The organism is Erythrobacter sp. S227 (assembly GCF_057364925.1).
This window is the reverse complement of sequence record NZ_CP200280.1, coordinates 2,892,758-2,907,390: the sequence shown is the minus strand read 5'-3', so window position 1 is coordinate 2,907,390 and position 14,633 is coordinate 2,892,758. Positions and strand designations below refer to the sequence as shown.

Sequence of the window (14,633 nt, the reverse complement as noted above, 5' to 3'; positions counted from 1 at the left end):
GTGTCACGCCTCCCCACCCTACCCTTGGTGCCAACTCCGCGCGCGGCGTGGAGCATCGCTGGCCTTGCGCCTTTGGCGGTCGTTATCGGCGCGATTTCGCCTCAATTCTGGGTGATCGCTCCTATCGTGGCTGTCGCACTGATCGCTTTGATCGTGCTCGACGGCCTGATCGCAGGGTCATGCGAGGAATGGCAAGTCATCACGCCTGCCGACACAGAAGTGGGGCAAGAAACCGCTCTCGACGTCCACGCCCGTTTTGCCCGCGCAGGAGGGTTTGGCCATGAGGCGGCGCTCGAATTTGACCCGCGCCTTGGGCCAGAAGGCAGCGCGGACTTTGAATTGGTCCCGACCGGTGTCGCAAACCAATTCAGCGGCACTCAGTCGGTCCATCCTTCGCGCCGAGGGACCGCTCCGATTACCCGTGCCTGGCTACGCTGGAATGGTCCGCTTGGCCTTGGCGCGCGGCAGGATGTGAAGATTTTGGACGGGCAGGAGGTGCGCATCTGGCCTGACCTCACGCCAGTGCGTTCTAAAGAGCTACAGACATTCCTGCGTGATGCACAGAACGGCCTCATCGCCCGGCGTATTCGCGGCGAAGGTACCCAGTTTGAGGCTCTCACCGAATATGAGCCGGGCATGGACCGCAGGCGGATCGATTGGCGGGCAAGCGCGCGCCATGTATCGCTTTACGCGCGCGAAAACGAAAGCGAGCGCAACAACCAGATCGTCTTCGCTTTCGATTGCGGTCAGGCCATGTGCGAACCAGTCGAGGGCTTGCCCCGCATAGACCGGGCCGTCTCTGCGGCGCTCACCTGCGCCTATGTCGCACTCAAGAGCGGGGACAAGGCGGCCCTTTTCGGCTTCGCGCAGGCACCGCGTGTGATGACACCGTTCGTGTCGGATACGAGGGGATTTCACCGGCTGCAAAGCGCCGCCGCCGCGCTTGACTATGAAAGCGCCGAACCCAATTTCACCCTTGCCCTCGCGACACTGACATCAAAGCTGCAACGGCGTTCGCTGATCGTGCTGTTTTCCGATTTCACTGACCCGACTGCGGCTGAAATGATGGTGGAGAGCATGGGCAGGCTGGTCAAAAAGCACCTCCTTCTCTTCGTCACAATCGAAGATAGCGAGCTTGAGACCTTCATCGAGGAAGAGCCCGGCGATGTCGCGACCCTCGCGCGCAGTGTGACCGCTGACACTCTATTACAGCAACGCCGCGTGGTGCTTCAGCGACTTCGCCAAATGGGCGTCGATGTAATCGAGGCACCGTATGACAAAATCGGATATGACCTCATCGACCGGTATTACACGATCAAGAACAGCGAGGCGATCGGATGAAGGCCCCCGTTCTCTCCTCCTGGTTTGGCAAATCCACCGTCGCAGCGCCGCCCGATATCGAAAGCGCAGCGCTTCGTTCGGACCGTTTCCGGCTTGAGCGCGAAGAAGACTGGCTGAGGCTGGAAAATATCGTCAAGCGCATGGAAAAAGGCGGCCTGCGCGGCATTGATGACGACGATTTGCTCGCTCTGCCCACGCTTTATCGCACTGCTGCATCCAGCCTGTCGGTCGCGCGCGAAACATCGCTTGATGCGGCGACCTTGCGCTATCTGGAAAGCCTTGTGCAACGCTCGTGGTTCCAGGTTTATGGCCCGCGCAAAGGTTTCTTCGGGTGGTTTCGCGAATTTCTGTTTGGCGGATGGAGCCGGGCGGTGCGCGAGATCTGGCTGGATATCTGCATCGCTCTGTTCGTGATGGTGGCTGGCGCGGTTGTCGGATGGCTGCTCGTGGCACAGGATAGTGACTGGTATTACCGGCTCGTGCCCGGCCAATTCGCCGATACACGCGTTCCCGGCGCAAGCCGTGAGGTCTTGTTAGAAACGCTCGGCACGCAGCAGGATGCTGACGGATTGTCCGCCTTTGCGGCAAGCCTTTTCAGCAACAATGCCGGCGTTTCAATCCTGGCCTTTGCACTTGGATTTGCTTTCGGCATCCCTTCGCTCTTGCTGCTGGTGTACAACACCGCCTTGCTGGGGGCGATGATATGGGTGTTTGCCAGTCAGGGGCTCACCGTCGAATTTGCAGCGTGGCTTTCCGTCCACGGAACAACCGAATTGTTCGCAATCCTTTTGTCAGGCGCAGCGGGGCTTCATATCGGGCGCTCGATGGCCTTTCCCGGCACGTCCTCTGTCCTCGAGGCAGCGGCGACCAGCGGCAGGCGCGGTGCGGTTGTCATGGCGGGCGTTATCATCATGATGGTGATCGCAGGGCTTCTCGAAGCATTCCCACGCCAAATGGTCGGCAGCGTCGAAGGGCGTTATCTTATCGGTGGAAGCTTCCTTGTCTTTTGGCTGACGTACTTCTTCCTCTACAATCCGCGCCGAGCGTTGGAGGGCGAATAGCTATGGTCTCCCTCCCAAAATTCGGGCGCGCAAAGACAGATGCCGCGAAATCAGGGTCGCCGAAATCTGGGCTCCCGAAATCCGGTGCATTAAAGCGCCACAAGAAAGAGCGCGTTCTGGTCACGCCAGAAGGAATCGAGGTTCCGATCATGCTTGCCTCGCGCGGCAGCCGGTTGGGCGCGCTTATCCTCGATTTTCTGATTTTCATCATCGGGTCGTACCTCTTTATTCTCCTGCTCGGCTTTATGGCCGGAGGGGTTGCGGATGCGTTGGAGCCAGAGACAATCGAGAACGCACAAGGTGCGATGGAATTCCTCTATGTGCTCCTCACATTGTTCATATTTTTCGTCAGATACGGCTATTTCCTCGCCTTCGAATTGGGCCCACGCGGGGCTACATGGGGCAAGCGTATTGTCGGCATCCGGGTCGCTGCGCGTGACGGCGGGCGTTTGACGCCAGAGGCAGTGATTGCCCGCAATCTGCTGCGCGATATCGAGCTGTTTATGCCGCTCGTGTTCCTGCTTGTCGCGCCAACTGGCGAGACCGGGAACTTCGGAATTGCAGGCGCGATCTGGTTCGGCATCTTCATGCTGTTCCCCTTCTTCAACAAAGACAATTTGCGCGCCGGCGACGTGATCGCGGGAACATGGGTTGTCGAAGCGCCCCGCACCAAATTGGCCGAAACACTCTCCACCAGCGGCGCGGCTGCTGCGAGCGGTTCAAGCGAGGTTACCGGTGCCAAATATGACTTTGGCGAGGAAGAGCTTTCCGTATACGGCGAGCACGAGCTTCAAGTGCTTGAACGTGTGCTTCGCGAAGACAAGGATGAGGCGCTTAGTCCCGTCCACGCCGCCATCTGTCGCAAGATCGGTTGGGATCCGGGCGCAGGTGATGAAAGGGCTTTCCTCGAGGCCTTTTACGCGCAGCTTCGCGCCAAGCTTGAAGGCGATATGCGGTTTGGCAAACGCAAGGCCGACAAGCACTCATAAGGTACAAAACCATGACCATGGATAGACGCAGATTTGTCGCAGGCGGCCTTGTGCTGGCAGGACTGAGCGTAGGCGGATGCTCGATTGATTTGCCAAAGGTCGAAGCACCGGAAATGGGACCGGGCAACAAGTTTGCCGCTATGCTGCGCCAGATCGAAGGCGAGTTTGGCGGGACCTTGGGCGTACAATTTGTCGACGTGACGAGCGGTCAGTCGGTAGGTTTGAACAGCGATGTGCGCTTTGGCCATTGCTCATCGTTCAAGCTCTCACTCGCCGCGAAAATCCTGCAACGCGATGCCACAGGTGAAGACAGCGCAGACCGCCGGGTCATGTGGAGCGAGGACGACCTTATGTCCGTCTCGCCCTTCACCACACGAAAGCTTTCCGAGGGGGCAACCTTGCGCGAGCTTGCCGAGGCGACGCAGAAGTATTCGGACAATGCCGCGGCCAATATACTTTTGCGCGAGATCGGCGGGCCAGCTGCCCTCACTGCCTTTTGGCGTTCGCTTGGCGATGATGTGAGCAGGCTGGACCGGTATGAGCCTGCGCTCAACAATGTACCACCTACCGAAGTGCGCGACACCACAACGCCTGCCGCGATGGCGAGGACTGTGGCGAAACTGATCTATGGCGATACGCTTCCAGATGAGCACAGCGCGCTTCTGAAGCAATGGATGGTTGATACCCCCACCGGCCTTGACCGGGTGCGTAAAGGGCTGCCCGAGGGTTGGCTTGCAGGCGACAAGACGGGAACCGGCCTCGCCCCTGGCACAGGCGGGATTTACATCGACATCGGCTTTGTCGAACCGCCAGAGCGCGGCCCCCTGACCTATGCGGCCTATTACCGCCCGGCCGGCACAGACAACACATATGACAAGGCCCATGAAGAGCCCTTGGCCCGCGCGGGCGAAGTGTTGAGCGATTTTGCCAAGAGCTTTGACAAGCTCGCTGAAAAATAATTTTAACAGCGATAAAACTTTATCATTGTTCAAAGTTTGTGAATGGCGTAACCATGCGTCATGTCCAGCAAACGCGAACAATCCATTGCCGACCGAAAGGCACGCATTCTTGATGCAGCGCGCGCCATCATTGCGCGTAAGGGTTACGACGCGCTGACCACACGGGGCATTGCTCAGGCTGCGGGCGTGACCGCGCCAACACTCTACAACCTCGTCGGCGACAAAGCCGCGATCATCAGCGCAATGGCAACCGCTTCGATCGAGGAATTGTGGGACCGCCTGAACCTTGATCAGCGAGGGCACCCCCTCGCCATGGCGGACGCCATTCTTGACGAAGCTTTTGCGCAGATTCTGGCTGATCCAGACGCCAATTGCGCGACGTTCATAGCGCTTGAGCGGATGGGAATTGCCTTTTCCTACCATCCAACGCGCGAGGATGCAGGCGCGCACACCGCTCGCCGGTCGATTGAGATGGCGCAATATGTTTGCGAGGCGGCCCGGCACACCGGCCAATTGCGCGGGAGTTTGAATTCGCGCGAGCTCGCGATCCAGATGTTCGCTGTCTACCGCGCCCCGCTCGATGACTGGGTCCATCAGGCAATCACAGCCGAGGAGATGCTGCGGCGTCAACGGATCGGCTTTTACACTCTGCTCGCAGCGGATGCTTCGGATGAATTTCGGGAAGAGCTGCTGGGGCGGATCGCAAAACTGACCGGATCAAAACTGGCAAGGGAGGCTGCTTGAGATGGTTCTGGAGAAAGCCCTCAAGGCGGTGGTGTGGATGTTGCCGCTAATTTTTGCTTTCGCTTTTCTGGCACCTGTCATCGATCAAGGGATGCAAGCGCTTGGCCTCGCAGCTCCCTTTGGGCTCTCCACTTTGGCCCTCGGCCTGATTGTTGCAGGGTCCTGGGGCTCTTTGCACAAGTCAGCGGGCGCTGGATATGAACGCGCAGTCCGACATTCTGCCCGATGATCTTTCGCAGCTTTCCAATGGTGAATTGAAGCGCCTTGAGCTTAAGATCGCGCGCAGACACTCAGGCATGTTCCCTTGGGAAGCCGTGGTGTGGGCCTTTGGCAATCTCGCGGTGTGGCTGTCGCTGTGGCCGCTGGTGTTCATGGATATCCTGCCGCTTTGGATCGCCTTCCCGATTGCCACGGTGAATATGGCGCTGGTCTATCTGCCCACGCATGAGGCGCAGCACGATATTATCGGGCGTCCGGGCACGAAATGGCGCTGGCTCAACGAGCTGATCGGACATGGGACAAGCTGGATGCTAGTGTACCCGTTTGAGGTGCTGCGCATCACGCATCTCGACCACCACCGCCACACCAATAACCCTGAGCTCGACGTGGACATCACCGTTAAAGCGCCCGGCCCATGGTCTGCTGTCTGGCGCGCCATCCAGGAGCGTCAGCCGGGTGCCAAGCGCAGTGGGGATTATGCCGCATCAATCTTGCGGGCCGGACGGCCAGGTCTGCTGTTACTCACGCTCGGCTATATGCTTGGGTTTATCGGTATTTTGGGAACACTTGCATGGAATGGCTATGCGATGGAGGCGTTGTTCCTGTGGTGGCTGCCGTATCACATCGCAATCACCTACATCGTGTTCTTCCTGTCATGGGCTCCGCATCATCCCAGCAATGAGACGAGCCGCTATCGTAATTCGCGCGCGTGGAAATCGAAGGTGGGCAATTGGGGCTCGATGTGGATGCAGTTTCATATCGTCCACCATTTGCACCCCTATATCCCGCTCACCCGTACGCCAGCTGCGTTTTGGGAGATGAAGCCTATCTTAGAGGCGCGCGGGTGTGATTTGGGCGAGCTTTAGCGCACTAACGTCACCCCGGCGCAGGCCGGGGTCCAGCTAACCTTGGCCGGGCGTGGTGAGTGAAGAAGCTGGATCCCGGCCTTCGCCGGGATGACGACGAGGTTTAATGATCGGGCGTGTTGGAAGTCTCGGTAAGCTCTTCCCCACCAAAAATCGCCACTTCATTGAGCCCATCGCTATTCGCGCGGCCCCGGCACATGCCAGCAGTGTTGAAACTGTAGATCGTGTGGCCCTCGGGGGTGACAAGAATGATGCCGCCATCACCACCGAGTTCTTTGACTTCGGCCATAACAGCATCGGATGTTCTTTGTGCCTCCTCGATCAAGACTTTCTGATCGACGAGAGACCTCGGATTGGAAATGAAACCTCGTTCACTTTCTGGAAGTTCAAAGATTTCATTGAGCGAGGGCCCTATCCGCAACCGAGTACAAATCTCCTGCGCCACGCCGACCCGGATGAAATACTCACCCCAACCCGTCGCAGACACCGCGCAAGAGCGATTATCCGCATAGGTCCCCGCGCCAATCACAGGCGCATCACCAATCCGGCCCCAGCGCTTGCCCGTCATGCCGCCAGTCGACGTGCCAGCCGCTAGATTGCCGTCTTGGTCCAAGGCCACCGCGCCCACGGTCCCAAACTTCAAATCCACATCGAGCGCAGACAACTCCCGCGCCTTCATCCGCTCTAGGCTTTCACGCCGGCGCTCGGTTGCAAACCACTCTGGCGGGGTCACTTCAAAGCCTTGCTCGCCTGCAAACTGCTCAGCACCCTCGCCCATCAGGAACACATGCGGGCTGTCCGTGCGCACTTTGTCGGCCAGCAGGATCGGGTTCTTAACCGTCGTCACCCCTGTCACAGCACCAGCGCTGCGATCGCGGCCATCCATAATCGAGGCGTCGAGTTCATTCTCGCCCTCCCATGTGAAGACCGCCCCGCGCCCTGCGTTGAAGAGCGGGTTATCCTCCATCGGAATGATCGCCGCCTTGACCGCATCCATCGCGCTGCCGCCGTTTTTGAGCACCTCGCTCCCCGCATCGAGCGCCTCTTGCAAAGCCGCCTCGTAGGCGACCCGTTGCTCAGGCGTGATGTTCTCAGGCAGGATCGTCCCCGCCCCGCCATGGATCGCTAGCGACCATTTGGGCTTTTCGCCCTCATGGTCGTCAGCGGTAGCAACGGATGGAGCAAGCAGAGCAAGACCACAAGCGAACGTGGCGGCGACAATAGTAAGAAAAGCATTTTTCATGACTTGCATTGCTACCCAATCCCGGCCCATCACGCCAGACAGGAATTACCCCCTTAGAGGACACACAATGATGAGCGCATTTGGAGAAACCACCACCGCTGACGAGGTGCTTGAGGGCATCGACCTGTCGGGCAAGACCGTGCTTATCACTGGCGGCTCATCGGGCCTTGGTCAGGAGACCGCTCGCGCCATGGCTGCCAAGGGTGCTCACGTTGTGATCAGCGCGCGCAATCCGGCGCAAATGGAAGAGGCGACCGCAGCGATCCGTGCAGAAGTGCCTGACGCCAAGCTCGATACGCTCACTTGCGACCTTGCCTCTTTGGAAAGCATCGCTGCCGCCGGGGCAGAGGCCAATGAGCGTTTCGAGAAAATCGACATCCTCATCAACAATGCAGGGGTCATGGCTTGCCCAAAGATGCAGACCGCAGACGGGTTCGAGATGCAATTCGGGACCAATCATCTGGGCCATTTTGCAATTACCAAGCATGTGATGCCGCTCATCGAAGCAGGCACCGATAAAAGGATCGTCAACCTCTCCAGCCGCGGGCACCACATTTGTCCGGCAGACCTGGAGGATCCCAATTTCGAGGCGGGCGACTATGATCCCTGGGTGAGCTATGGCCAGTCCAAAACCGCCAACATCCTCTTCACCAAGGGGCTCGAAGACCGTTTTGCGGATAGAGGTATCCATGCCTACGCGGTCCATCCGGGCGGGATTAACACCAATCTGAGCCGCCACCTTTCGGAAGAAGCCGAGGAAGAGCTGGTCAAAAACGTCACAGAATCTGACCCCGGCTTCAGATTCAAGACAATTCCACAAGGCGCGGCAACGCAAAGCTGGGCTGCGACGACTCCCGAACTGGAGGGCAAAGGCGGCGTCTATTGCGAGGATTGTCATGTCGCCAAAGTGGACGATGCCTCAACCAATGGCGGCGTTCGCAGCTACGCGCTGGAAAAGGCCAATGCGGACCGCCTGTGGGCGCTATCGGAGCAGATGACAGGCGAGACTTTCGCCTAGAGTTCCCGCTCGATTTTACATTTTACATCCCTTTACCCCGCGATTTTACATTTTGCGCTATAAGGGCCCCACAAGACGTTTTGTGCCGGGCGATAAAAGAACAAGCCGGGCGCAAATAAAGGGAAACTGTGGCCGCAAGCGATGACTTCGCTCGGTCGCCGTGCCCGGGGCGGACAACGCGACGGGCTCAAACAGTATCAGAGAGGGCGTTTGCCTTAATCTCCATGCGCGCCGCCAGGCGCCATGGAGTTGCACGAGCTCGATAAGGGTCAAAAGGCCCCGTCGAGTCCTCGGGTCGCACGCTGCGGCATCGGGTCGCACAACTGAAAGGGCGCGTAGGGTTCCATCCTGCGCGCCCTTTTTTATGCGCAGGTCATTCGGAAAGGAAGTCGCCTAGAAGCCTCAGGCAATCCTTCGATTCTCGCGTGGGCACCACAGCCATAAAGACATGCGGTGCGCCCTCATATTCATAGAGTTTAGCGTCCACGCCCGCATCGCGCAGCTTGCCGGTGAAGGTGCGGCTGTCGATGATGAAGAGGTCGTGTCGCCCGGTCCAAATCCGCGTTGGAGGCAGCAGCGCCAGTTCTTGCTGATCGGTGTAAAGCGGGCTGAATTGCGGGCTTGCCGGGTCTCCTTCACCGGCAAACACCTTGCCGCAGGCCCGCAAGGTGCCGATCTTGAGCATCATGTCATGCGGCTCTACCGCTTGCATAGCCGGATCGGCCATCGTCACATCCAGCCACGGCGCGAACAACGCCAGTTTCCCCGGCTGCGGACCGCCCGCTCTAGCGAGGCGAAGGGCAAGGTTCAGTGCCATGTGTCCGCCAGCGCTGTCACCGTTAAGGATGATCTTGGTGGGGTCATGCGCCTCGGCAATCTTGGCAAAGGCGGCATCTGCAACGGCATCCTGCGTTTCCCAAGAGCTTTCGGGGACAACCGGATAAAGCGGGAGACTTATACTCACACCCAAATGATTCACCATCGCTTCGGCAAGCGGCCAATGCTCCTTAAACATAGGAAGGACAAAGCCTCCACCATGGAAATAGAGCATATGCCAGTCGCCTGGCCCTGACTTTGGATGGATGGTTACGACGGGGTGCTCTGCCGCAGTCCAATGCTCGACCGAATATTTGTGCTTAAACTGATTAGGTATGGGCGCATCTTTCGGCAGCGAACGCCCATTCAAAAACGGCTCCAGATCCCTCGCATCCTTCGGGAAGACATCGGGGCGTTTCGACATCAGCCATTTGATCATGCGCATCAGCAGGCTTGGCTTTGCGCTGCGAAGTTCGATGGAAGCGTCGGTTAACATGGATCCCTCTCCTTTGCGCGGGGAGAGTGGCCTAAGCGGTGCTCAAGTCAAGAATTGATAGCGACAATAAGACCTTCATTGAGCCAAGTGCCCAGCATTGCGCCTGCCCGCATGGCCGCTGATTGAATGTCTTCAGGGCCCGGATCGTCGTTTTCGCCAAGCAGGACTGCGATCAGCTCGCCATAGTTTGCGCCTGCTTGCATCGCAGCAAAAGCGGTCGCGTGATCTGCTTCTAACAGGGTAAAGGTGGGACGCTCTTCGTGGCGGGACACCAGGCAAGTTGCAGGCGTGTCGAGGCGACTATCGGCAATAGCATCACCTTTTCCGATAGCCTGCCAAAGCGCCTCCAGATCGTGCCCGACCAGCCGCGCCTTTGCTCTTGGTTGGAATTCAAGGCGAAGCCCGCCCCAATCCTCATCGCCAAACTGCGCGCTTGCAGCGGCAAAATCCTGCGGCGAGAGCGGCTGAGTGTCAGGAGCGGTCGCAAGTTCAAGCATGGTCCATTCAACCCACGCAAGCTCAGCCACTTCGGGTCGATCGGGAAACAGCTTCGCACAGGTTTCGTCAAAGCCCTCGCCCGCCTCATCGATTGTCCATCCGCTGGGTGGATGGGCGATGGCGTGGTTGATACAGCCTTGGGCAAAGGCCTTCGCCCCCAGAAGCAATGCAGTGCGCTCATAAACTTCCGCCAATGCGCCCATAAGCGCGGAACGATAATTGCCCCGGTACACCGCCATGCCCGCAGCTTGGCTATTGCCCCATCCATCGGGCAAAGGCGCGCCTTCATCCAGAATGGATGCGAGGAACGCATCCTGCCGTTCTGACAAGGTGTTCATGCCGGTTCCATCACGCTTTCGGCAATCGAGCGCGCACGGTCCAGCTCTGTCAGCAGCTCAGGCAATGGCGGAATGTGGTCGTCCCGCTCGATCATCACCGCTGGTGGATGCGGCAGCATTTCGAGCGCTTTTGCATAGAGCTCCCACACAGGCTCAATCACTTCGCGGTCGTGGGTATCGATGATGATATCGCGCTCTGGCGTTGCCGGATCGTGGCCTGCGAGGTGGATTTGCCGCACCCGGTCAAGCGGCAGACCTGCGAGATATTCCTCGGCTGAAAACCCGTGGTTCCGGCTCGATACATAGATGTTGTTCACATCGAGCAGCAGACAACAACCGGTGCGCTGAACCATCGCACTCAGGAATTCCCACTCGCTCATCTCATCTTCGGGAAAGGTGAGATAGCTCGACGGGTTTTCAAACAACATCGCGCGGCCCAGCACATTTTGCGCATGGTCGATATTGTCGCACACTGCCGTAAGCGCCTCTTTGGTCAAAGGCATGGGCAAAAGATCGTGTGAATTGTGCGCGCTTGTCCGGGTCCAGCACAAATGGTCAGACACCCAAAGCGGGTCTATCCGCTGTTCCAACTGTTTGAGCATTGCCAGATAGTCTTTGTCGAGGCCGCGCGCCGAGCCTATCGACATCGATACGCCGTGGATAATGACCGGCAGACGCTCGCGGACCTCTTCCAGAATGCGCAGCTGGCGGCCGCCTTCGATCATGTAATTCTCGCTGATCACCTCAACGAAATCGACCGGCACATCGCCTTTTAGAAAATCGTCATAATGCGTGCGCCTCAGACCAAGGCCAAAGCCTGAGAAGGGCTCAATCGGATGAAGTCGCGCACTCATAGAATGATGTCCTAGCAGATTATTCGCCTTCACAAAGCAGGCATGTTTCACCCTTCAGTTCGCCCGGAAAGACGCCCGCGTTACATCGTCTCCACCGAGCGGGATGAGTCACTTTTTTCAAAAAAATGTAACCGTCTTCAAAGCGACTGCGAACCACCGGTCAGTTCCGACACAAACGGGAACGCAAGATTTTAAAGACCCACGTTTTGGAGAAATGCCATGAACAAGAAATCACTCGCTTCACTCGCAGGCCTCGCTCTTACCGCCGGTATCGCAGCAGGCATGGCCACCACCCCAGTGGCAGCACAAGGTGCCAAGGAAAAATGCTACGGTGTCAGCCTTGCCGGCAAGAATGATTGCGCTGCCGGACCAGGTACAAGCTGTGCCGGTACATCAACCCGCGACTATCAGGGCAATGCCTGGAAACTGGTCGACAAGGGCACCTGCACAAGCATTAAAACGCCAAAAGGCAATGGCTCGCTGACGCCAATTCGCCGCTAAGTTTCAAATTCGCCCAAAAGCCCTCTCAATACTCCTTCTATCCGGCACCCTTTCATTTGAGGGATTGTGTGACATACTCCGGACCGACGCGAGCAGTGAGAGGGTGAAGGCGAAACCCCTAATTCAAATAGCGAAACCAGAGAGCCAGGGCGCACGGTTCAGGCAAATAAGACGGTGCCCCTGATCAGGTTTTACGGAGGAACAAATGAACGCACTCACATCCATTTATGGCCGCATCGTGGCTGTTCTCAAAGGCCCGTTCTTTGAAAGCATCGGTCTGCTGGCTATCCGCATCGCGCTGGCTGGCGTCTTCTGGAGGTCTTACAAAACCAAAGTCGCCGAAGGCACCTGGTTCACCCCGAACGAGTCGCTCCCGACCTTGTTCGAGTATGAGTACACCGGCCTCCCGATCCCTACAGACATCGCCATGCCGATGACGATCTATGCCGAGTTCTTTCTTCCTATGCTCCTGTTCGCAGGCCTCTTTACCCGCTTTGGAGCAGCTGCTCTTGCGGTCATGGCTCTGGTCATTCAGATCTTTGTGTACCCCACTGGCGGACACTTCTGGGGTTGGGCGCTTGGCATTATTGCTATGGCCGCCATCCTGATCAGCCGCGGCGGAGGCATGTTCTCCCTCGATCGTCTGGGTGATCGCTTCTTCGGCGAAAAGGCCGCCTAAGCGTGGTTGCCGACGAACCAACCTTTGCCCGGCTGATGTCGGCAACACAGGACGGCGATAAAGCTGCTACCAATGTGTTGCTGTCAGAGGTCGGGCTTTGGCTTGAACGGTATTTCAGGCGGCGCATTCCCCCGCACTCGATCGATGATCTGGTGCAGGATGTGCTGATCGCCTTTTACACCAAGCGGGCAACCTGGGACCCGTCCCGCCCGTTTCTGCCATGGCTTGCCGCTATTGCGCGATATCGCTGGGTCGATCATTTGCGCAAAGTCTACAAACATGAATCCCAGGAACTCATGGATGATGACGCGAGCCAGGACAGTGACGAGGAAGTCGTTATGGCGCGGGTAAGCCTTGACCGGCTATTCGGGCAATTGCCGGAGCGACAGGCCGAAGTCATCGAAATGGTCAAAATTTCAGGGCTTTCAATCCGTGAGGCCGCCGAAAAGACGGGGCAAAGCGAAAGCCTGGTTAAAGTGAATATCCATCGTGGCCTCAAGAAATTGGCGACGCTGGTCGAGAAAGCTGAATAATATGGAAAAGTACGAATCCCGCGACGATCTGATCGCTGCCCTCACTGAGGATGTGACCCCGGTCGCGCCCATACGCCCCAATCAAGGGCTTGCGCTGATTGCCTTTGCAACGGTTGCTGCTGGAATCGCCTGTGTTGTGATCTTCGGATTTTGGACCGGCATGATCAATGGTCAGGCCTCACCCTATTTCTGGATCAGCAATCTTCTGCTCGCGATTGTGGGTGCTTCCAGCGCTACCGCGCTCGTCTCTACCGTGACCCCTCGCGTGGGTACGCAAAACCTGGCGCCTGCCTGGAGCACAGCTATGCTAGCCGTCCTGCCAGTGGCCGCATTCATCGCATTGATGTCGGTCGAGGCCGGACATGACCATGGTATGGGCCTTAGTGATCCGGGCCTGCGTCATTGGAAATGTGCCGCCTATGGTCTTGGCGCAAGCTCTTTGATCGCGGTTGCATCGATCCTGTTCCTGCGCCGGGGTGCTCCGGTGTCATTGAACCGCGCTGGCTGGCTGATTGGCCTCACCAGCGGTGCTCTTGGCGCGCTTGCATACAACCTTACTTGCCCGCTCGACACCCTGCCACACGTCGGTTTCTCGCACGTGGCACCTGTGTTTATTGCGGGGATTTTCTGGCGCTACGCTGCGCCGCCGCTGATCCGCTGGTAAGGACGCACTACTCACCGGTAGGCTTTTTCGCGGTCGACCTTTGGGTTCGATACTCCTGGTCGAAAAAGCCTACGGTGAGCAGGAATGCAAGGATCAGCATCGCAAATTCGCCCGCGTCCTCGATAAAGACCAAAAGCGTGCGATAAACCGGATCTTGTTCTCCCCACCCGACCAGCAAATCCACAAGAACACCAAATACGGCCGCACCTGCAACGCAGCCTGCGAGAAGAAGGGAGAATGACAAGGCTCGCCCCGATGCGGAACGCAAGACCAAGGCGAGGGTCACAAGCCAGAACCCGCCGATACCTATGAAAAGGACGGCCTCTGCGAGATGGTTCGCTTCCACAGGAATGAAATCAATTCCCTCCAACGCAGACGCATAGGATTGGCCAAAAGCCTCGTGAACTTCGGTCCAATTGTCGATTGTGAGCCAGACAAACAGCAAGGCGTTTGCAAGGTAGACCGCAACTCGCCTCCTGAACCAAAGCAAGCCTGTCATGACCGCAACAGAGGCTGTCATCGAGTATTCGAGATACTCGCCAAAGCCGCGATCCGAAGCGAGATAGAACTGGACCGGCAATTCTGCATTGGTGAGCGAGCCATAGTGGGCCGCAATATCCAATCCCACCAGAACGCAGGCATAGGGCAGGATGAGGAATGCGGCGCGCGCTGTCGCCTTCGACATGGCAATCGCAAACACCATTTGAATGGCATCTTTTGCAGCTGTAAGCACTAACCCGTCCCTCTTTATGGCACTGCGGTCTTTCGCAAGGAAACACACCAAGCCAAGCACAAAGCGGGACTTGTGCCCTTG

Annotated in this window: 16 protein-coding genes; 11 read left to right on the top strand and 5 right to left on the bottom strand. The window is 57.8% G+C overall.

What is annotated here, in order from left to right; all coding sequences use genetic code 11:
* The 6 genes from AC0V6Q_RS13880 (at nucleotide 1) to AC0V6Q_RS13855 (ending at nucleotide 6,179) form a co-directional block, all read left to right on the top strand.
* Entirely contained in the window at nucleotides 1–1,341 is a 1,341-nt protein-coding gene (locus AC0V6Q_RS13880) for a DUF58 domain-containing protein (RefSeq protein ID WP_486168971.1), read from the top strand.
* Nucleotides 1,338–2,402 (top strand): stage II sporulation protein M, encoded by a 1,065-nt coding sequence (locus AC0V6Q_RS13875; protein ID WP_486168970.1) that lies wholly within the window; start codon nucleotides 1,338–1,340, stop codon nucleotides 2,400–2,402. The genes AC0V6Q_RS13880 and AC0V6Q_RS13875 overlap by 4 nt, the downstream gene beginning before the upstream one ends.
* A 2-nt stretch (nucleotides 2,403–2,404) precedes the next feature.
* Nucleotides 2,405–3,391, top strand: a complete 987-nt coding sequence (locus tag AC0V6Q_RS13870) for an RDD family protein (protein ID WP_486168969.1) — start codon at nucleotides 2,405–2,407, stop codon at nucleotides 3,389–3,391.
* A gap of 11 nt (nucleotides 3,392–3,402) precedes the next feature.
* The gene (gene bla / locus AC0V6Q_RS13865) at nucleotides 3,403–4,350 is read left to right on the top strand and encodes a class A beta-lactamase (RefSeq protein WP_486168968.1); all 948 of its coding nucleotides are present in this window, start codon (nucleotides 3,403–3,405) and stop codon (nucleotides 4,348–4,350) included.
* 60 nt (nucleotides 4,351–4,410) lie between these two features.
* Nucleotides 4,411–5,094: a TetR/AcrR family transcriptional regulator gene (locus AC0V6Q_RS13860; RefSeq protein WP_486168967.1), complete on the top strand. Its 684-nt coding sequence runs from the start codon at nucleotides 4,411–4,413 to the stop codon at nucleotides 5,092–5,094.
* Between the two features lie 197 nt (nucleotides 5,095–5,291).
* A complete protein-coding gene (locus tag AC0V6Q_RS13855) occupies nucleotides 5,292–6,179 on the top strand; it encodes a fatty acid desaturase (protein ID WP_486168966.1) in 888 nt (295 codons plus the stop codon).
* 103 nt (nucleotides 6,180–6,282) lie between these two features.
* On the opposite strand, the gene AC0V6Q_RS13850 is transcribed toward AC0V6Q_RS13855, so the two are convergent.
* Nucleotides 6,283–7,422 carry an isoaspartyl peptidase/L-asparaginase family protein gene (locus AC0V6Q_RS13850; RefSeq protein ID WP_486168965.1) on the bottom strand — a complete coding sequence of 380 codons (1,140 nt, stop codon included), beginning with the start codon at nucleotides 7,420–7,422 and terminating at the stop codon, nucleotides 6,283–6,285.
* A 67-nt stretch (nucleotides 7,423–7,489) separates the two neighbouring features.
* Between AC0V6Q_RS13850 and AC0V6Q_RS13845 the strand changes: the two genes are divergently transcribed.
* Nucleotides 7,490–8,440 carry an SDR family NAD(P)-dependent oxidoreductase gene (locus AC0V6Q_RS13845; protein WP_486168964.1) on the top strand — a complete coding sequence of 317 codons (951 nt, stop codon included), beginning with the start codon at nucleotides 7,490–7,492 and terminating at the stop codon, nucleotides 8,438–8,440.
* A 373-nt stretch (nucleotides 8,441–8,813) separates the two neighbouring features.
* Here AC0V6Q_RS13845 and AC0V6Q_RS13840 read toward each other — a convergent pair whose 3' ends face one another.
* Genes AC0V6Q_RS13840 through bufB form a run of 3 tightly spaced genes read right to left on the bottom strand, consistent with a single transcriptional unit; the run spans nucleotide 8,814 to nucleotide 11,442 of the window.
* A complete protein-coding gene (locus tag AC0V6Q_RS13840) occupies nucleotides 8,814–9,752 on the bottom strand; it encodes an alpha/beta hydrolase (RefSeq protein WP_486168963.1) in 939 nt (312 codons plus the stop codon).
* 47 nt (nucleotides 9,753–9,799) lie between these two features.
* Nucleotides 9,800–10,588: an HvfC/BufC family peptide modification chaperone gene (locus AC0V6Q_RS13835; protein WP_486168962.1), complete on the bottom strand. Its 789-nt coding sequence runs from the start codon at nucleotides 10,586–10,588 to the stop codon at nucleotides 9,800–9,802.
* Nucleotides 10,585–11,442, bottom strand: a complete 858-nt coding sequence (gene bufB / locus AC0V6Q_RS13830) for an MNIO family bufferin maturase (RefSeq protein WP_486168961.1) — start codon at nucleotides 11,440–11,442, stop codon at nucleotides 10,585–10,587. The genes AC0V6Q_RS13835 and bufB overlap by 4 nt, the downstream gene beginning before the upstream one ends.
* A 219-nt stretch (nucleotides 11,443–11,661) precedes the next feature.
* Here bufB and AC0V6Q_RS13825 point away from each other — a divergent pair, with 219 nt between their 5' ends.
* From AC0V6Q_RS13825 to AC0V6Q_RS13810, 4 genes are all read left to right on the top strand, one after another.
* Nucleotides 11,662–11,943, top strand: coding sequence for a BufA1 family periplasmic bufferin-type metallophore (locus AC0V6Q_RS13825; protein ID WP_486168960.1), 282 nt, complete (start codon nucleotides 11,662–11,664; stop codon nucleotides 11,941–11,943).
* 205 nt (nucleotides 11,944–12,148) lie between these two features.
* Nucleotides 12,149–12,622, top strand: coding sequence for a DoxX family protein (locus AC0V6Q_RS13820; protein ID WP_486168959.1), 474 nt, complete (start codon nucleotides 12,149–12,151; stop codon nucleotides 12,620–12,622).
* A gap of 2 nt (nucleotides 12,623–12,624) precedes the next feature.
* Entirely contained in the window at nucleotides 12,625–13,155 is a 531-nt protein-coding gene (locus AC0V6Q_RS13815; protein ID WP_486168958.1) for a sigma-70 family RNA polymerase sigma factor, read from the top strand.
* 1 nt (nucleotide 13,156) lies between these two features.
* A complete protein-coding gene (locus AC0V6Q_RS13810; protein ID WP_486168957.1) occupies nucleotides 13,157–13,819 on the top strand; it encodes an NrsF family protein in 663 nt (220 codons plus the stop codon).
* 7 nt (nucleotides 13,820–13,826) lie between these two features.
* Here AC0V6Q_RS13810 and AC0V6Q_RS13805 read toward each other — a convergent pair whose 3' ends face one another.
* Nucleotides 13,827–14,552, bottom strand: coding sequence for a hypothetical protein (locus AC0V6Q_RS13805; protein ID WP_486168956.1), 726 nt, complete (start codon nucleotides 14,550–14,552; stop codon nucleotides 13,827–13,829).
* Nucleotides 14,553–14,633: the final 81 nt, after the last annotated feature.